This window comes from Stenotrophomonas sp. YJH_SMC_36, assembly GCF_059369935.1.
The window spans coordinates 687984-702678 of the sequence record NZ_JCAFTD010000001.1 but is presented as its reverse complement, the minus strand read 5'-3'; the positions used below and the strand labels follow the sequence as shown (position 1 = coordinate 702678).

Annotated in this window: 25 protein-coding genes and 1 tRNA gene; 11 read left to right on the top strand and 15 right to left on the bottom strand. The window is 64.6% G+C overall.

Going from position 1 to position 14695, the window contains the following annotated elements:
• Entirely contained in the window at positions 1 to 312 is a 312-nt protein-coding gene (locus AC5P76_RS03100) for a winged helix-turn-helix domain-containing protein (protein ID WP_495222631.1), read from the bottom strand.
• Entirely contained in the window at positions 309 to 890 is a 582-nt protein-coding gene (locus AC5P76_RS03095; RefSeq protein WP_253118704.1) for a DUF8585 domain-containing protein, read from the bottom strand. The genes AC5P76_RS03100 and AC5P76_RS03095 overlap by 4 nt, the downstream gene beginning before the upstream one ends.
• A gap of 122 nt (positions 891 to 1012) precedes the next feature.
• Between AC5P76_RS03095 and AC5P76_RS03090 the strand changes: the two genes are divergently transcribed.
• Positions 1013 to 1210 (top strand): hypothetical protein, encoded by a 198-nt coding sequence (locus AC5P76_RS03090; protein WP_253118703.1) that lies wholly within the window; start codon positions 1013 to 1015, stop codon positions 1208 to 1210.
• Here AC5P76_RS03090 and AC5P76_RS03085 read toward each other — a convergent pair.
• Entirely contained in the window at positions 1197 to 1565 is a 369-nt protein-coding gene (locus tag AC5P76_RS03085; RefSeq protein ID WP_253118702.1) for a hypothetical protein, read from the bottom strand. The two genes, AC5P76_RS03090 and AC5P76_RS03085, sit on opposite strands and share 14 nt — an antisense overlap.
• 1 nt (position 1566) lies before the next feature.
• Positions 1567 to 2052 (bottom strand): hypothetical protein, encoded by a 486-nt coding sequence (locus AC5P76_RS03080; protein ID WP_253118701.1) that lies wholly within the window; start codon positions 2050 to 2052, stop codon positions 1567 to 1569.
• Between the two features lie 77 nt (positions 2053 to 2129).
• Here AC5P76_RS03080 and AC5P76_RS03075 point away from each other — a divergent pair, with 77 nt between their 5' ends.
• The gene (locus AC5P76_RS03075) at positions 2130 to 2813 is read left to right on the top strand and encodes a S24 family peptidase (RefSeq protein WP_253118700.1); all 684 of its coding nucleotides are present in this window, start codon (positions 2130 to 2132) and stop codon (positions 2811 to 2813) included.
• Positions 2814 to 2847: 34 nt separating this feature from the next.
• Here the strand turns inward: AC5P76_RS03075 and yecR are convergent, their stop codons facing one another.
• A complete protein-coding gene (gene yecR, locus AC5P76_RS03070; RefSeq protein ID WP_253118699.1) occupies positions 2848 to 3240 on the bottom strand; it encodes a YecR family lipoprotein in 393 nt (130 codons plus the stop codon).
• 244 nt (positions 3241 to 3484) lie between these two features.
• On the opposite strand from yecR, the gene AC5P76_RS03065 reads away from it, so the two are divergent.
• From AC5P76_RS03065 to AC5P76_RS03055, 3 genes are read left to right on the top strand one after another with little or no spacing between them, the layout of a single operon-like run.
• Positions 3485 to 3676 carry a hypothetical protein gene (locus tag AC5P76_RS03065; protein ID WP_253118698.1) on the top strand — a complete coding sequence of 64 codons (192 nt, stop codon included), beginning with the start codon at positions 3485 to 3487 and terminating at the stop codon, positions 3674 to 3676.
• Complete coding sequence (locus AC5P76_RS03060; protein ID WP_495222629.1) at positions 3673 to 3900, top strand: hypothetical protein; 228 nt, start codon at positions 3673 to 3675, stop codon at positions 3898 to 3900. Before AC5P76_RS03065 ends, AC5P76_RS03060 begins: the two co-directional genes overlap by 4 nt.
• A complete protein-coding gene (locus AC5P76_RS03055) occupies positions 3897 to 4106 on the top strand; it encodes a hypothetical protein (RefSeq protein WP_495222628.1) in 210 nt (69 codons plus the stop codon). The genes AC5P76_RS03060 and AC5P76_RS03055 overlap by 4 nt, the downstream gene beginning before the upstream one ends.
• A 166-nt stretch (positions 4107 to 4272) precedes the next feature.
• Here the strand turns inward: AC5P76_RS03055 and AC5P76_RS03050 are convergent, their stop codons facing one another.
• Positions 4273 to 4920, bottom strand: coding sequence for a hypothetical protein (locus AC5P76_RS03050; protein WP_495222626.1), 648 nt, complete (start codon positions 4918 to 4920; stop codon positions 4273 to 4275).
• A 61-nt stretch (positions 4921 to 4981) separates the two neighbouring features.
• Here AC5P76_RS03050 and AC5P76_RS03045 point away from each other — a divergent pair, with 61 nt between their 5' ends.
• Genes AC5P76_RS03045 through AC5P76_RS03035 form a run of 3 tightly spaced genes read left to right on the top strand, consistent with a single transcriptional unit; the run spans position 4982 to position 6173 of the window.
• Entirely contained in the window at positions 4982 to 5170 is a 189-nt protein-coding gene (locus AC5P76_RS03045; protein WP_495222625.1) for a hypothetical protein, read from the top strand.
• Positions 5171 to 5185: 15 nt separating this feature from the next.
• Entirely contained in the window at positions 5186 to 5839 is a 654-nt protein-coding gene (locus AC5P76_RS03040; protein ID WP_495222623.1) for a hypothetical protein, read from the top strand.
• A gap of 4 nt (positions 5840 to 5843) precedes the next feature.
• Positions 5844 to 6173, top strand: coding sequence for a hypothetical protein (locus AC5P76_RS03035; RefSeq protein WP_495222622.1), 330 nt, complete (start codon positions 5844 to 5846; stop codon positions 6171 to 6173).
• Between the two features lie 4 nt (positions 6174 to 6177).
• Here the strand turns inward: AC5P76_RS03035 and AC5P76_RS03030 are convergent, their stop codons facing one another.
• Entirely contained in the window at positions 6178 to 6405 is a 228-nt protein-coding gene (locus AC5P76_RS03030) for a hypothetical protein (RefSeq protein ID WP_495222621.1), read from the bottom strand.
• Between the two features lie 77 nt (positions 6406 to 6482).
• Between AC5P76_RS03030 and AC5P76_RS03025 the strand changes: the two genes are divergently transcribed.
• The 3 genes from AC5P76_RS03025 to AC5P76_RS03015 are packed head-to-tail and all read left to right on the top strand — an operon-like array spanning position 6483 to position 8740.
• Positions 6483 to 7424, top strand: coding sequence for a DNA cytosine methyltransferase (locus AC5P76_RS03025; RefSeq protein WP_495222620.1), 942 nt, complete (start codon positions 6483 to 6485; stop codon positions 7422 to 7424).
• A gap of 11 nt (positions 7425 to 7435) precedes the next feature.
• Positions 7436 to 7636, top strand: coding sequence for a helix-turn-helix domain-containing protein (locus tag AC5P76_RS03020; RefSeq protein ID WP_065197409.1), 201 nt, complete (start codon positions 7436 to 7438; stop codon positions 7634 to 7636).
• Positions 7637 to 7642: 6 nt separating this feature from the next.
• Entirely contained in the window at positions 7643 to 8740 is a 1098-nt protein-coding gene (locus tag AC5P76_RS03015; RefSeq protein ID WP_495222619.1) for a tyrosine-type recombinase/integrase, read from the top strand.
• 82 nt (positions 8741 to 8822) lie between these two features.
• On the opposite strand, the gene AC5P76_RS03010 is transcribed toward AC5P76_RS03015, so the two are convergent.
• From AC5P76_RS03010 to infC, 8 genes are all read right to left on the bottom strand, one after another.
• Positions 8823 to 8899: transfer RNA gene (locus AC5P76_RS03010), tRNA-Pro, on the bottom strand.
• Positions 8900 to 8966: 67 nt separating this feature from the next.
• Positions 8967 to 9323, bottom strand: coding sequence for a MerR family transcriptional regulator (locus AC5P76_RS03005; protein ID WP_053518690.1), 357 nt, complete (start codon positions 9321 to 9323; stop codon positions 8967 to 8969).
• Positions 9304 to 9603, bottom strand: coding sequence for an integration host factor subunit alpha (locus AC5P76_RS03000; protein WP_005410432.1), 300 nt, complete (start codon positions 9601 to 9603; stop codon positions 9304 to 9306). Before AC5P76_RS03000 ends, AC5P76_RS03005 begins: the two co-directional genes overlap by 20 nt.
• A 27-nt stretch (positions 9604 to 9630) precedes the next feature.
• Positions 9631 to 12012, bottom strand: a complete 2382-nt coding sequence (gene pheT / locus AC5P76_RS02995; RefSeq protein WP_193396118.1) for a phenylalanine--tRNA ligase subunit beta — start codon at positions 12010 to 12012, stop codon at positions 9631 to 9633.
• Between the two features lie 85 nt (positions 12013 to 12097).
• Positions 12098 to 13093, bottom strand: coding sequence for a phenylalanine--tRNA ligase subunit alpha (locus tag AC5P76_RS02990; protein ID WP_164150613.1), 996 nt, complete (start codon positions 13091 to 13093; stop codon positions 12098 to 12100).
• 190 nt (positions 13094 to 13283) lie between these two features.
• Entirely contained in the window at positions 13284 to 13643 is a 360-nt protein-coding gene (gene rplT / locus AC5P76_RS02985) for a 50S ribosomal protein L20 (protein WP_005410435.1), read from the bottom strand.
• An 11-nt stretch (positions 13644 to 13654) separates the two neighbouring features.
• On the bottom strand, positions 13655 to 13852 hold the full coding sequence (rpmI, locus tag AC5P76_RS02980; RefSeq protein WP_005410436.1) for a 50S ribosomal protein L35: 198 nt from the start codon (positions 13850 to 13852) through the stop codon (positions 13655 to 13657).
• Positions 13853 to 14118: 266 nt separating this feature from the next.
• The gene (gene infC, locus AC5P76_RS02975; protein WP_079222586.1) at positions 14119 to 14661 is read right to left on the bottom strand and encodes a translation initiation factor IF-3; all 543 of its coding nucleotides are present in this window, start codon (positions 14659 to 14661) and stop codon (positions 14119 to 14121) included.
• Positions 14662 to 14695 lie beyond the last annotated feature (34 nt).

Below are 14695 nucleotides of genomic sequence, written 5' to 3'. Positions count from 1 at the left end.
TCAGAGCCCCAACGGCATGTTCTGGCCCGGGGCCACCGGCCACCAGGTGCACGCCGAACGGTCGCTGACCTTGCAGCGCCTGCTCTGGCCGCGATACACGCGCCCTTCCTTGATGAGCTCCGGCAACCGGCGTGCCAGCATGTAGCGGTCCAAGCCGGTCGCCTGCGACAGCTCATGGCTGGTCATGCCAGGGTTCTGTGTGACAGCACGGGCGGCCTTGTCCTGCTGCACGGCCTGCAGGCCGCTGCTGACCACGTGCGCGCCGGCTGCGTGGCTGGTGTCGATATCGGTGGCGCGGGCGAGAGCGCTCATACGGCCTGCTCCAGGCCCATGGCGCGGATTACCGCCTTGCGGAAGGTCAGCGCGCTGATGACCAGGTCATCCGACTCGTTGATGATCTTGTGCCCGTGCGGGCGGTCCTTCTCGTCGATCACGCCATCTGCCACTGCCGGGCTGATCGCGGCGCAGAGGTCGCCGAAGTCCTTCATCAGCTGGCCAACACCTACGGTGTCCGCTGCGGTGTCGATCGCGTCGATGCGGATCGGCAGGATTCCGCGCCGGCGAGAGAGTTCCCGCTCGCAGTTGCTGCGGTAAGGCTCCGGCAGGCTCATCACCCAGGCGTCTTCCAGATCGGCTGGCAGCGTCTTCACCACGCCATCGAGGTAGCGTCCGAGAATCTGGCCGTTGTGCTTCTTGTCGGCATCGCCGTCGCCGCCCAAGGTGATGCGGAACGGCACCTCGCGGTCGTCTTCACCCAGCAATGAGAGATACGTGTCAGCCACCGCCATGGCGAAGCTGCGGCGGTTGGAGCCGGTTTCGCGCAACATCTGCTCGGTGAATCCGTAGATCACCGTCTGGCGCTTAGGCAGGAAATGGGGCTTGGGCTTCATGACGGGTACTCTGTTGCGCGGCAACATGGCCGCTATGGAGATCAACAACTCACGGACGACGGGCGCCGCCCTCCTTGCGCTACGCTGGCGTTTCCACACGAACAGCCCGCAAGGAGGGCGACATGAACTCGTTGAAGGAAGTGATCACGGAACTCAGGGCGACCCAGGCCGTCGTCAAAGCGCTGATCAAACACAAGGTCGTGGACCAAGCGACGTTCGAGAACGCGGTGATCGACCAGTTGCGCGAGGACTCCCGCGACCTCTCGCCGCTCGAAGCCGAACAGGTGCGCGACGCGGCGAAGGAAATCACCATTTACTGACCAGCCCTTGGGCCTCGCGCTCAGCAAGCCGCGCTGAAATCCTTTGCCGTCTGGCCATACGCCGGGCTGCCTGCTGTTCCAGCTCCTTCTTCGAAGGGGCTGTCAGCCAGTCGCGGAGCCAGATTCTGGGGCTGCTGATTCGCGCAAAGAGCGTCGATTCCGGCAGCCCAGCCGAGCCGGCTGGGACGGAGAACCTCTGGACCTGGTCATCAGCGGGCGTTCTGTGCTGCGCCCAGTTCTCCAGCTCTTTGGCGTCGATGTGGACGCCGGACGCAAGTCGGGCGGCGAGCATTTCCCATTGTTCGAAGGCGCGCTGGCGCCTATGGATCGCCAGCCGCTGTTTCAGCGCGCGCATTTCAGGCAGCCTCCACGGGGATGATTCGGTTCTCGTCCGGGTCCTGCGGTCCGCTCGGCGCCTGCGCCTGCTCCTGGACACCCAGCAGGCGCTGGATCTCCGGCAGCGCCGGCAAGGCGCCCTCCTCCGGCCAGCCCTCCACCTGCTCCAGCGGCAGGCCCAGCACCTTGGCCAGCTGCTTGTCCGCCGACAGGCCCAGCCGCGCGCGCAGCGCGCGCTTGCTCATGCGGCTGTCCACCTCGCCACGGATCCGTTCAACCACCGTCGGCTGCGGCTGCTCTTCACCAGGCCAGATATCCGGGCGCAGGTCGGTAAGCGACACCGAACCGGCGCTTTCCATCGACAAGCGCCGAACCAAGGCGCCGTCGAACCGCTGGCCTTTGCTCAGGGCCTTGCGCAGGTAACCGATGGTGGTTCCAGCCCGCGCGGCGAACTCAGCCTGTTCGGCGGGGATTAGGGTGGACAGGTATGAGCGAAGAGTCTCCATGCGTTGAAAATTACCATACGGTAATTTCTTGTCAATACCGTTTGGTAAATTACCTTTCGGTAACTGAAAATCCGCGAATGAAGACAGATACCGCGGCAGTGGCTCTGCGCAGGAAGCGCCTGAAGCAGTGGATCGACGAACGCCACGAGGGCGTGCAGGCGGCGTTTGTCCAAGCGGCCGGGATCAACCAAGGCGAACTCTCCGGGCTGCTGAAGAACAAGTCGTTCGGAGAGAAGCGGGCTGCAAGCCTAGAGGCTGCCGCTGGCATGCCGGCCGGATACCTCAGCGAGGAAGCGAGCGCGACAGCGGCCACGCCAATCTCTGGCCCTGAGACCCCCTCCGGCTACGTTCGCTTCGACTTGTTCGAAGGGGGGGCTGGAATGGGTGCAGGGATGGTCAACCAGGACTACCCAGAGGTCATCAAGACGATTGAGGTCGCGGAGTGGGAGGTTCGCAGGAAGCTGGGATATCTACCCCGCCCTGGGCGAATCCAGATCATCACCGGGCGCGGCCCCTCGATGCGGCCGAAGCTAGAAGATGGGGACATTGTCTGGATCGACACAAGCTGCGACTACTTCGACGGAGACGACTACTACCTGATCAACGTGGGCGGAGAAACGCAGATCAAGATGCTCCAGAAGCGTGGTGATGGACTCTATGTCGTCAGCGTCAACACCGACTTCCCTGCCTACAAGCCAGACACTGGTGACCTTGTCGTCCTAGGCAAGGCCCTCATACACGCTGGACTGCGCAAGTTCTAGCAAAAGAAAGGCCCCGCAACAGCGGGGCTTTTCGTTAGAACCACTTCTTGCCGACTGGCACTGAAGCGCCATCACTGGAGTTAGCCGGCACTTGGACCGAAGGAACTTGCCCGTTACCTTGGCCGGTGCACTGGTATTCCTTGGTGACCAGGAAGCGATCGCAACCGCCGAAACCACCGCCCATGTTGCACTGGGAGGTAGTACCTCCGAAGGCTTCTGCTCCTGTGTATCCCCAAGTAGCACAGCGCTTGGTCGCAAGAGAAAGAGCTTGCGATTCATCGAGAACGGGCTTCTCGAAAGCGCCGTGCTCGAATGACAAACGGACTACTCCGTCGGCGCGACTTCCACCGGTTGCAGACCAATCCTTATGCGTAGCGCAGCCAGTGAGCGTAAGCGCGAGCAATGCGCCCGCAAAAATCTTGTTCATCCTTGTCCCCCTGTTTGTCTTGAGTCGCCTCGCGGACTACTGCGCTCGCGCGGCTGGGCGATTGTCGCAGTCCTTTCACTTCCTCGTCATCATGGAGATACGAGGAAAAATGAACGAATCCACGTTCGTTCACGATACTTAGAATAAATTTACCTTTTGGTATTGACTACCAATTACCGTTTGGTAAATTTATCTCCAAGCAGCCCATCAAGCCCCATCCCGGGGCGGGCGCAGGAGATCACGCATGGCCACCCTTTCCTTGGGCTGCCGCTCGGCAGCAATCAATGTGACCGCTGACCCCGTCAGCGAGCGCGTCATCGCAGACATGGGCGCTGCCCGCCTGCATCTCACCGTCGAAGAGGCCGAGCAGCATGCGTGTCAGCTGCTGGCAGCAGCTAAGCAGCTGCGCGCAGCGCAGCACGACGCCGCCGCATGAGCGCCATCATCGCCAACCACTCCAATGCACAGCGTGCGGCTGCCGGCGCCAGCATCGTCGCCCGCGCCGGGCGCCGATGGGGCCTCCTCCCTTACCAAGTCGTCATCGCCGCCAGCATCGCCGCCAGCATCGCCGCCAATGCCGTCCTGCGGCACGGCCAGAGCGCTGCAGGTGCTGTCGCCGCCGCTCGGCGCGCAGCGCGCGCACAGGCAGGTGCTGCATGAGCGCCGCGACTTCCAAGTGCTACGTCAACCGCGCCGGCTTCCGCGACGACACCGCCTATGTGGAGGTTTTCGCAGACGGCCACTCGGTCATCCACACCCGGACCGGGCAGCAGAACGCGATGGCCTGTGCATTCGAACGCGCCATCGCCAGCGGCGAGTGGGTGGAGATCGAGAACCCGGCCAAGCGCGCAGGCGGTGCGCCGTGACCGACCACGACTTCTTCGCCGCCATGGCCGTCGGCATCCCGCCAATCACCCCACCCGTCGGATGGGCGCCCGCGCAGGCCGAGCGCCCCACCGAACGGGAGAGCGAGTAATGCGCCACCTGGCCCTTCCCATCTACTGCGCCGTCGTCGTGATCCAACCACCATTGCTACTCGTACTTACTTGCAATGTGCGCGAGCCTCTTGGCGCCTTGCCAATCCGTACGATCTGCGCCTGCGTTCTCTTTAAGCCCTTTGCCGAGGTTCATTCCAGGCTCCTCGATAGCCACGAGTTCAAGGTTGAGCCAGGTCGCCAAGGCCTGCCGGAGATTGGAGAGTCCATCAGCGACTTCTCTGTACCAAGACAAGTCGCCCTCTACGTTGTACCGCTGACCTGGCTCAGGCGTAAACAGATGGACTCGCCGCTTCTCAGCGGCAGAGAGCAGTGCCACTCCCTTCGTTACTTCATTCTCAACGTTTCTAGGCAAGTATTGGCTGAAGGGAATCAGTTCCCGCGCCTGAGCCGAACTAAGTACGGAGAGAGACTTGGTCATCTGATCGTACTCCCACGCATCGGCCACCCCCGATGTGGGCACTTCGAGCACGGCGCGGATAGTAATCGCTTGGATTGCAAGGTCATCGGCGAGCACCTTCGCAAGCGCAATCGCCTGCCTCTTCTTCGCTGTGCGATCGATCCATACGGGCAGGACGCCTACAAGCAGAGCAACTACCGCCGCGAAGCCAGTAGCAACGGCGGATATGGCGGTCCAGTCAAGTCCAGTCGTCGCAGCTTTACCTACGTGCACCAAGACACTCACCTGAAGATCCCCCTGTGGACTCGCCGGCATTCTGCCATGGCCCAAGCCTGGGAGGTATGTCGTGCATGACCAGCTCGACATTTTCGATCACGACCCAGCCCGCATGGCAGCGGCCAACCGCGCCGCCGCCGAGCGCGCACTGCACGACGTGCAGTTCACCGCCACCGTCCGGCAGGAGCGCCACGAGTACTACGTGGGCGAAGCCGAACGCTGGGAGCACCTCGCCGCGCACAGCGCGCGCCCTCGATAGCAAGGAGTCGCAAGCATGAACACCACGATGGCAGACGGCGCAGAGCAGCGCCTCGACGCACAGATCGCCGAAGCGCTCTTCGGCCAGCCGGGCATGAGCAAGATGGACGTAGCCAACCGCGTGCGCGAGCTGCGCGGGGATGGACCGGCGCTGCTGGATGCTATGGCGACCGGCGGTAGCGCGAGGCTGGGTGATAGCCGAAGCACAAGGGCTGCAACCTTTCTTCGCCAGTACCTCACCTACCTGCGCAGCAGCCCAAGGCAGGGACTGCGGCCTCGCTGGTGTGATGTGTATGAGGCGCTCGGAATCGCAATCGAAGCCCTCTCCGCCCAGCCCTCCCCGGGTGGTCAGGGGGATGCGCTTCGCTCCTTCGCCTGCGAGGCAGTCGAGTATTTCCGCAATCGTTCCGACGTTGTGGATGGAGACTACGGCAGTCCCAGCCCGAACGAGGAGATGAAGCTCCTGTCAGAAGGCGAAGCTGCACTCGCCGCCCGCCAGCCGGTGGGGCAGATCCCCGACACCGAAATCGACGCGCGGCTCAATGCCCTCTACCGCGAGATGGTGGACGGCGGCCAGCACAACGGCGGCATGTCGGGCGTTGCTTGGGACCGGGCCGTCTATCGCATGGCGGCAAGCCAGCCGGGGGGGGCAGGAGCCGGTAACCGTTGAGGCTGTGGCCACCGTTCGGCGCGACGGCGAAGGCGACCGCTACGTCGACTGGCTGACGGAGGGCGGGATTGCCGACCTAGAAGTGGGCGACGTTCTGATCGTCTCCGACCGGGCAATCACCGATGAAGACGGATCGGGCGAGGTCTACGCCGCCCCGCCCGCGCAGGCCCTGGACCAAGGTCGCTGGTCCCAGGGACATGCTGAGGATCTTGAACAGGCGATCCACACCGCACTCAGCGCCCACGCTGGATCCCTGAGCCAGAAGAAGCGCAAAGCAATCAGCGACTACGTGAAGCGGCTTCTGATCGACGGCAAGGCGGTGGGCAATGGATAGGCGCCTATTCCTGCAGCTTGTCTATGGCAGCGCGGGCGGCGACCTGAGCATGTTCGAGAGCTTCCTGCCAGCTCTCGAATCGGCCCTCACAAAGAACCCAAGGGTCGGTCGCAGAAAGCCCAATACGGTACTCGGCTGCGTATCCGCCTTGAACGGAAAAGCGACCTTTGGCGCTGTACTTGGTTCCTTTGTACACAGCCGAACGCGATCGGCCCATTTCCTTCAGCGACATCCTTGCCTCTCGCACATTTATGGAGAAGGGAGAGTAGCTGCACGCAGCAGCTATTGCCAAGAACGCGAGGGATTTCATTGAACTACTACAGCGAATGGGATCCCTACGCCGCGCAGTGGATCCGCAATCTCATCGATGCCGGGCTGATCCCGCCCGGCCACGTCGACACCAGGAGCATCACCGATGTTCAACCCTCAGACCTCGCCGGATACCGGCAATGCCACTTCTTCGCCGGCATCGCCGGTTGGTCCCTTGCAGCTCGACTTGCTGGGTGGTCCGACGACCGCGAGCTGTGGACCGGCAGCGCCCCGTGCCAGCCGTTCTCCGTCGCGGGTAAAGGAAAAGCCCAGGATGACGATCGGCACCTGTGGCCCCACTTCCTTCGCCTCATCCGTGCCAGACGGCCCGCTGTCGTCATGGGAGAACAGGTTGCGGCGGCGGTTGGCAAGAACTGGCTCGACGGAGTGTCTGCTGACCTGGAAGCAGAGGACTACGCCTGCCGGGCGGTCGTTGTCCCAGCTTGTGCCGTCGACGCGCCCCACCGACGGGACCGGCTCTGGTTTGTGGCCCACGCCAACGACGTGCATGCACAAGGGCACTTCCCCTGCAGCACTCACCAGGAAGAACGGTGCCTCCAGAGCCAACGATCGGCTGGATCACTGTGTACTGGCACAAGCCTTGTGGCCGACACCTTGCGCCAGGGATCACATGCCAGCGCACTCCCCGGAGTACATCGCGGAGAAGAAGGCGCGAGGGCATGGGATGGCGGTGCTGCCGGATTACGTGCAGCACACTCCCCTTGGGACGGCGCCGGATGGCTCACTGGCCACGATGGAAAAGCCCGGCGCTTTGAACCCGGAATTCGTCTTCTGGCTCATGGGGTTCCCGCCCGAGTGGGTAAGTTGCGCGCCGGCGGCAATGCCATCGTCCCGCAAGTCGCGGCCGAAGTGATCGGCGCCTACATGGACTGCTACCCGGATCCAGACGAGCAGCTGCGCGCTGCGCTGGCCACGAACTGAAGGAGACCAGCATGCAATTGATGACCCCCGAGCGGTGGCTGGACCGCTACTTTGAAGAGGGCAGCCGCCCGTCCCTGCAGGTTCTGCAGCGGCTGTTGCGCGAGGGCAAACTGCCCGGCCGCAAGGTCGGCGGCACCTGGTTCATCGACGAACACGAATGGCTCGCCGGCGGCGACGATCTCGTGGCGCGCGTCCTGGCCGATGCGGCGTAACCTGCCATGATGGGACGTGTCCGCAAGCCCGGCCGCCGAGACTGGCCGCAGAACCTGTACGCCCATAGGGACGGTTTCAAGTACCGGCACCCGATCACGCGCAAAGAGCATTCGATGGGCAAGGACAAGGCCAAGGCCTTCGCCGCGGCCAAGAAGCTCAATGCCATGCTGATGCCCAGCAACGACCTGGTATCGAAGGTGCTGGCGCCCGGCGAGACGGTGGCTGATGCGATTGTCGTGTTCCGCCGCGATGACGTGCCCGGCAGGAAGTGGGCGCCGAAGACGGCCGAGGTCTACGAAAGCGTGATTCGCCGCATCGAGGCCGGGCTGGGTTCGAAGCCGGTAGCCGACGTGTCGGTGAAGGTGTGCGCCACCTTTATCCGCGAGGTGACCGAATCCGACCGCGCGCGCCAGCAGTTCAGGCTGGTGCTGGGGTGGATCCTCGCCTGTGCGGTGGAAGAAGGCTGGATCGACACCAATCCCGCCTTGGCCACGCGCCGATTCCAGCACGAGCGGAAGCGCATGCGCCTTACGCTGGACGTCTACCGGGCGATATGGGACAAGGCCGCACCATGGCTGCGCAACGCCATGGACCTGTCGCTGGTGACGCTGCTGCGCCGCGAGGACGTGGTGACGGTGAAGTTCACCGACGTGCGCGACGGCCACCTGTGGGTGGTGCCATCGAAAACCGAGGGCTCGACGAACGTTCGGCTACAGATCGCCACTGCAGGCCCGCTGGCGGACCTGCTCAAGCGGTGCAAGGATGACGTGGCTTCGCCGTTCGTGATTCACCGGCTGCCAGAGCGCGCCAAGCCGCAGGACAAGCGCGCCAAGACGCGCACGCACCACACGCAGGTGCTGCCCGAGCAGCTGTCGCGCGCTTTCGCCACCGCACGCGATGCCGCCGGCATCACGGGGGATGCGCCGCCAACCTTCCACGAGATCCGCAGCTTGGGCGGCGCACTGCTGCGCGAAACTGGCTGGACAACGGAGCAGATTCAGGCGCTCATGGGACACGGAAACGCATCGATGACCGAGCATTATCTGGGTGGCCACGAAGCGCCCTGGCAGCCGGTCACCACGGGTATCGCGCTGCCGCGATAGTGGTGGAATAGTGGACACGTAGTGACCACAACGAAAAAGGGCCTGCACCGTATGGCGCAAGCCCTTGTTCTTTCGCAGTATTTGGTCGGGACGGCCGGATTCGAACCGACGACCCTCTGCCCCCCAGGCAGATGCGCTACCAGGCTGCGCTACGCCCCGACTGATGCTGCGATGTTCCCGCCAGTGCGGCGGGGCGTGAAGTATAGCGGATCACACGGGATTTGGGTCACCGGCGAAGCAATTGCAGCACTTCTTCCAGCTCCATCCGCACCTGCTTGATGATCTGGTTGCTCAGCGCCGATTCCTCGCGGGCATCGGGGCCCTCCAGACGCAGGCGGGCACCGCCGATCGTGTAGCCCTGTTCGTACAGCAGGCTGCGGATCTGCCGCACCATCAGCACGTCATGGCGCTGGTAGTAGCGGCGGTTGCCGCGGCGCTTGGCCGGCTCAAGGCTGGGAAACTCGGTTTCCCAGTAGCGCAGCACGTGCGGCTTGACGTCGCACAGCTCGCTCACCTCACCGATGGTGAAGTAGCGCTTGGCCGGGATCGGCGGTAGTTCGCGGTTACTGCCCGGATCCAGCATAAGCTTCCACCCTTTCCTTGAGCTTCTGGCCCGGACGGAAGGTGACCACCGTACGGGCGGAAATCGGAATTTCCTCGCCGGTCTTCGGATTGCGGCCCGGACGCTGGTTCTTGCGCCGCAGGTCGAAATTGCCGAAGCCCGACAGCTTCACCTGACGTCCCTGTTCCAATGCTTCACGCAGCACATCGAAAAACGCGTCGACGAATTCCTTGGCTTCACGCTTGTTCAGACCGACTTCGTCGAACAGCTTTTCCGCCATCTCCGCCTTGGTCAATGCCATTGCCTGCTACCCCCGAGTGCTGCCCGCTCAGCCGCGGATCCGGGCGTGGTGTTCACGCTCGATGGCGGTGACCGCCTCGGCCACCACCGCATCCACGTCGCGGTCCGTCAGAGTGCGCGACTTGTCCTGCAAAATCAAGCCCATAGCGAGACTCTTGAATCCCGGCTCGACCCCTTGGCCCACATAGCGGTCGAACAGGTTCAGCTCGCGCAGGAGCGGGCCGGCGGCCTGGCGGACCGTGGCGGCCAGATCGCTCCAGGCCACCTGCTCCGGCACCAGGAACGCCAGGTCGCGGCGCACCGCCGGGAAGCGCGACAGCTCGCCGGCACGCGGCAGGCGGCGCGCCGACAGCGGCTCCAGGTCCAGCTCGAAGGCGTAGACGTCGGCCTCGATGTCCATCGCCTTGGCCAGGCGCGGGTGGATCTGGCCGATCCAGCCGATCGCAACCCCGTCGCGGAACACCTCGGCCGAGCGCGCCGGGTGGCCATGCGCACGGCTCGACGGGCGGAACTCCAGCGAGGCACCACTGGCAGCAGCCAGGGACTCCAGATCACCCTTCAGGTCATGGAAATCGACCTTGCGGGAAGGCAGACCCCACTGCACCGCCTGCGCATCGCCGCACACCGCGGCAGCAACACGCGGAGTTTCCAGCGGCGCCGGCTGGCCCTCCCCCGCCTGGCGGGCGAACACGCGGCCGATCTCGAACAGGCGCACCCGGCCCAACTGGCGCGCGGCGTTGCGGCCCAGCGTGGCCACCAGGCCCGGCAGCAGCGACGGGCGCATCACCGCCAGTTCGGCCGACAGTGGATTGGCCAGCGGCACCAGATCGTCGCGCAGTTGCCACTGGGTCAGCAGCGCATCGTCGACGAAGGCGAAATTGAGGGTTTCCTGCAGGTCGCGCGCGATCAGCTGGCGACGCACGCTGAGGGTGTCGAGCTGGGTCTCGCTCGGCATCGCCACGCGCGCGGCACCGCCCGGCAGGGTGGTGGGAATCTGCTCGTAGCCATGGATGCGGGCCAGCTCTTCGATCAGGTCCTCTTCGATGGCGATATCGAAACGGCGGCTCGGTGCGGTGACCTGCCAGCCGTCGGCCGTGGCGACCACCTCCATGCCCAGCGCGCGCAGGATGCGCTCCACTTCGGCATCCTCGATGGTGATGCCGAGCACGCGGGTAATGCGCGCGCGGCGCAGCGCGATGGTGGCCGGCCGGGGCAGGTCAGCCTCGCGCACGGCCTCGGTGACCGGTGCCGGGGTGCCGCCGGCCAGGTCCAGCACCAGGCGGGTGGCGTACTCGATGGCGGTGCGCGGCAGCGCCGGATCGACGCCGCGCTCGAAGCGGTGGCCGGCATCGGTGTGCAGGCCCAGCTTGCGGCCACGGCCCATGATCGCTGCCGGCGCGAAGTGCGCAGCCTCCAGGAACACGCTGGTGGTCGCGTCGGTCACACGGGAATCGAAGCCCCCCATCAGACCCGCCAGGCCCACCGCGCGATCAGCATCGGTCACGACCAGGAAACTGTCGTCCAGCACGGCATCGCGGCCATCGAGCAGCTTCAGGTTCTCGCCTGCGCGTGCGCGTCGCACGGCGATGCTGCCCTGCAGGGTGCCCAGGTCATAGGCATGCATCGGCTGACCCAGTTCCAGCATCACGTACTGGGTGATGTCGACCAGCAGCGACACCGGACGCACGCCACTGCGGCGCAGGCGCTCGGCCATCCACAGCGGGGTCTTCGCCGCAGGGTTCAGGCCCTCGATGACGCGCCCCAGGTAACGCGGCGCCTCGGCGCCGGCGTCGAGCCGGATCGACAGCTCGCGGCTGCCGACGGCGGCGACCGGTGCTGCAGCGAAGTCCAGCACCTGGCTGCGGGTGGCGGCCGCTACGTCGTAGGCGATGCCGCGCACGCTGAAACAGTCGGCACGGTTCGGGGTCAGCTTGATCTCGATGCTGGCATCGGGCAGGCCCAGGTAGTCGACCAGGGTCTGGCCGACCGGGGCATCCGCGGGCAGTTCCAGCAGGCCGGAAGCATCGTTGTCCAGGCCCAGCTCCTTCGCCGAGCACAGCATGCCGTTGGACTCGACACCCCGCAGCTTGGCCGGCTTGATCTTCAGTTCGCCGATCTGCGCACCGACCATCGCCAGCGGCGCGACCAGGCCCGGACGCGCGTTCGGTGCGCCGCAGACGATCTGCAGCAGCTCGCCCTGCCCGGCATCGACCCGGCAGACCTGCAGGCGGTCCGCTTCGGGATGGCGCACGGCCTCGACGATGCGCGCCACCACCACGTGCTGCAGGCCCTCGCCCAACGCGGTCACGTCTTCCACTTCCAGGCCGATCGCGGTCAGCACCGCACTCAGCTCATCGCGCGACGCGCGGGTGGGGACGTGGCTGCGCAGCCAGTTTTCGGAGAATTTCATGTTGTCACCCTGGTGGACCCGGCGCAGGCGCCTGGGCCGTCGAATGTTTGAGTCCGCCAGGCTGGGCCCGGCGTTGCCGAATGCGTTACGCGAACTGCTTCAGGAAGCGCACATCGTTCTCGAAGAACGCGCGCAGATCGTTGACGCCGTAGCGCAGCATCGCGAAACGCTCCACGCCCATGCCGAAGGCGAAACCGGTGTAGCGCTCAGGATCGATGCCGACGCTGCGCAGCACGTTCGGATGGACCATGCCGCAGCCGAGCACTTCCAGCCAGCGGGTGCTGCCATCGGGCTGCTGCCAGGCGATGTCCACTTCCGCACCGGGCTCGACGAACGGGAAGTAGCTGGGACGGAAGCGCATCTCGAAGTCGCGCTCGAAGAAGGCACGGACGAATTCGGCCAGCGTGCCCTTCAGGTCGGCGAAGGTCGAGTGCTCGTCCACCAGCAGGCCTTCCACCTGATGGAACATCGGCGAGTGGGTCTGGTCGCTGTCGCTGCGGTACACCTTGCCGGCGGCGATCATGCGCAGCGGCGGCGCATGGTTGCCCATGTAGCGCACCTGCACACCGGAGGTGTGCGTACGCAGCAGGCGGCCGTCACCGAAGTAGAAGGTGTCATGCATGGCGCGCGCCGGGTGGTGCGGCGGGAAATTCAGCGCCTCGAAGTTGTGCCAGTCATCCTCGATCTCCGGCCCTTCCGACAACTCGTAGCCCAGTCGGCCGAAGATGCCGGTGATGCGCTCCAGGGTACGGGTGATCGGGTGCAGGCCGGCGCGTTCGCCATTGCGGCCCGGCAGGGTGATGTCGATGGCTTCGGCGGCCAGGCGCGCATCCAGTGCCGCATCCTCCAGCAGCGCCTTGCGCTCGCCCAGCGCGCGGGTCAGTGCGTCGCGGGCCTGGTTGATCGCTTCACCGGCGGCCTTGCGCTCGTCGGCCGGCAGGGCGCCGAGCTGCTTGAGCTGCGCAGTGATGCTGCCGCTCTTGCCGAGCAGGGCCACGCGCAGTTGCTCCAGCACGTCGGGGCTCTGTGCAGCAGCCACCTCGGCCAGCGCCTGGGTGGTGAGGGATTGGATGTCGCTCATGGGGGGCCGGAACTCCAGTCGATCTGCCATCGCGGCAGGCGAAGGGCCGACCCCTGTCGCCACCGCCGTCCCCGCGTCGCCGTGGCCACGCCGGGACCCAAAAAAGAATGGGGAAGGACTTGCGCCCTTCCCCATGCATTGCCTTGACCTGACACCGTTCCGGATGAACGGCAACGGCATCGGGAAGGACTTATGCCGCCAGCGCGCCCTTGGCCTTTTCGGCCAGCGCGGCAAAGCCGGCTGCGTCGTGCACGGCGATGTCAGCCAGGACCTTACGGTCCAGGGTGATGCCGGCCTTCAGCAGGCCGTTCATGAAGCGGCTGTAGCTCAGACCATTGATGCGGGCAGCCGCATTGATGCGGGTGATCCACAGCGAACGGAAGTTGCGCTTCTTCTGCTTACGGCCGATGTAGGCGTACTGCTGTGCCTTGATGACCGCCTGCTTGGCGACGCGGAAGACCTTGCGGCGGGCGTTGTAATAGCCCTTGGCGAGATCCAGAATCTTCTTGTGGCGGCGACGCGCCTGTACGCCACGCTTAACTCGTGCCATTTTTCAGTTCCTCAGAGGTAAGGGAGCATGCGGTCCAGACGGCCTGCGTCTTCTGCACGGACATGGCCCGTCTGACGCAGATTACGCTTACGCTTGGTCGCTTTCTTCGTGAGGATGTGGCTACGGTTGGCGTGGCCGCACTTGTACTTGCCCGAGGCGGTCTTGCGGAAACGCTTGGCCGCTGCCCGGTTGGTCTTGATCTTGGGCATTGCAATGTCCTTGATGGGATTTGACCCTGGTTTCTGACTGATCTGGCGGCGGCCTGGGCCGCTCTTTCCGTCCTGCCATGATCGGCGTACGACCCGTCCTGGGTGGGTCGAGCCGGGCATGATACAGGCAAAACCGCCCTGCCACCAGCCCCAGCACCCCTTGCGCCGGCATTTCACCGGCATCCTGCAAAAGCAAAGGGACGCCAGTGGCGTCCCCTTACCCTGAACCATTCAGCCAGGCGCCCCGGAAGGCGGCCCGTCAGGCCTCAGGTCTTCTTCTTCGGCGCGATCATCATGACCATCTGACGCCCTTCCAGGCGCGGACGGGATTCAATGACGATGTCCTCGCCCAGATCGGTCTCGATCCGGTTGGCCATTTCGCGACCCAGTTCCTGGTGGCTCATTTCACGGCCACGGAAACGGATGTTGACCTTGATCTTGTCGCCTTCTTCAAGGAACCCGCGCATCTTGCGCAGCTTGATCTGGTAGTCGCCCTCGTCCGTGACCGGACGGAACTTCACTTCCTTGATCTCGACCTGCTTGGTCTTCTTCTTGGCCTCGCTGGCCTTCTTCTGCGCTTCGAACTTGAACTTGCCGAAGTCCATGATCTTGCAGACCGGCGGATCGGCCTGCGGCTGGATTTCGACCAGGTCCAGGCCTTCATCTTCGGCCATGGACAGCGCTTCGTCGCGCGACAACACGCCGATCATTTCTCCGTCACTGCCGATCACGCGGACGCGCGGCACACGGATTTCCTGATTCTTGCGGTTCTGTTTGTTGTCAGGGGTGCTGATATTACGTTCTCCCAAGGGTATCGAACCGGTCCGGGTGCCTGTGCCCCCG

Bases quoted from the DNA above. Each gene is read 5' to 3' on its own strand.
- AC5P76_RS03100 (WP_495222631.1), bottom strand. From the start codon at position 312: ATGAGCGCTCTCGCCCGCGCCACCGATATCGACACCAGCCACGCAGCC.
- AC5P76_RS03095 (WP_253118704.1), bottom strand. From the start codon at position 890: ATGAAGCCCAAGCCCCATTTCCTGCCTAAGCGCCAGACGGTGATCTAC.
- AC5P76_RS03090 (WP_253118703.1), top strand. From the start codon at position 1,013: ATGAACTCGTTGAAGGAAGTGATCACGGAACTCAGGGCGACCCAGGCC.
- AC5P76_RS03085 (WP_253118702.1), bottom strand. From the start codon at position 1,565: ATGCGCGCGCTGAAACAGCGGCTGGCGATCCATAGGCGCCAGCGCGCC.
- AC5P76_RS03080 (WP_253118701.1), bottom strand. From the start codon at position 2,052: ATGGAGACTCTTCGCTCATACCTGTCCACCCTAATCCCCGCCGAACAG.
- AC5P76_RS03075 (WP_253118700.1), top strand. From the start codon at position 2,130: ATGAAGACAGATACCGCGGCAGTGGCTCTGCGCAGGAAGCGCCTGAAG.
- yecR (WP_253118699.1), bottom strand. From the start codon at position 3,240: ATGAACAAGATTTTTGCGGGCGCATTGCTCGCGCTTACGCTCACTGGC.
- AC5P76_RS03065 (WP_253118698.1), top strand. From the start codon at position 3,485: ATGGCCACCCTTTCCTTGGGCTGCCGCTCGGCAGCAATCAATGTGACC.
- AC5P76_RS03060 (WP_495222629.1), top strand. From the start codon at position 3,673: ATGAGCGCCATCATCGCCAACCACTCCAATGCACAGCGTGCGGCTGCC.
- AC5P76_RS03055 (WP_495222628.1), top strand. From the start codon at position 3,897: ATGAGCGCCGCGACTTCCAAGTGCTACGTCAACCGCGCCGGCTTCCGC.
- AC5P76_RS03040 (WP_495222623.1), top strand. From the start codon at position 5,186: ATGAACACCACGATGGCAGACGGCGCAGAGCAGCGCCTCGACGCACAG.
- AC5P76_RS03030 (WP_495222621.1), bottom strand. From the start codon at position 6,405: ATGTCGCTGAAGGAAATGGGCCGATCGCGTTCGGCTGTGTACAAAGGA.
- AC5P76_RS03020 (WP_065197409.1), top strand. From the start codon at position 7,436: ATGCAATTGATGACCCCCGAGCGGTGGCTGGACCGCTACTTTGAAGAG.
- AC5P76_RS03015 (WP_495222619.1), top strand. From the start codon at position 7,643: ATGATGGGACGTGTCCGCAAGCCCGGCCGCCGAGACTGGCCGCAGAAC.
- AC5P76_RS03005 (WP_053518690.1), bottom strand. From the start codon at position 9,323: ATGCTGGATCCGGGCAGTAACCGCGAACTACCGCCGATCCCGGCCAAG.
- AC5P76_RS03000 (WP_005410432.1), bottom strand. From the start codon at position 9,603: ATGGCATTGACCAAGGCGGAGATGGCGGAAAAGCTGTTCGACGAAGTC.
- pheT (WP_193396118.1), bottom strand. From the start codon at position 12,012: ATGAAATTCTCCGAAAACTGGCTGCGCAGCCACGTCCCCACCCGCGCG.
- AC5P76_RS02990 (WP_164150613.1), bottom strand. From the start codon at position 13,093: ATGAGCGACATCCAATCCCTCACCACCCAGGCGCTGGCCGAGGTGGCT.
- rplT (WP_005410435.1), bottom strand. From the start codon at position 13,643: ATGGCACGAGTTAAGCGTGGCGTACAGGCGCGTCGCCGCCACAAGAAG.
- rpmI (WP_005410436.1), bottom strand. From the start codon at position 13,852: ATGCCCAAGATCAAGACCAACCGGGCAGCGGCCAAGCGTTTCCGCAAG.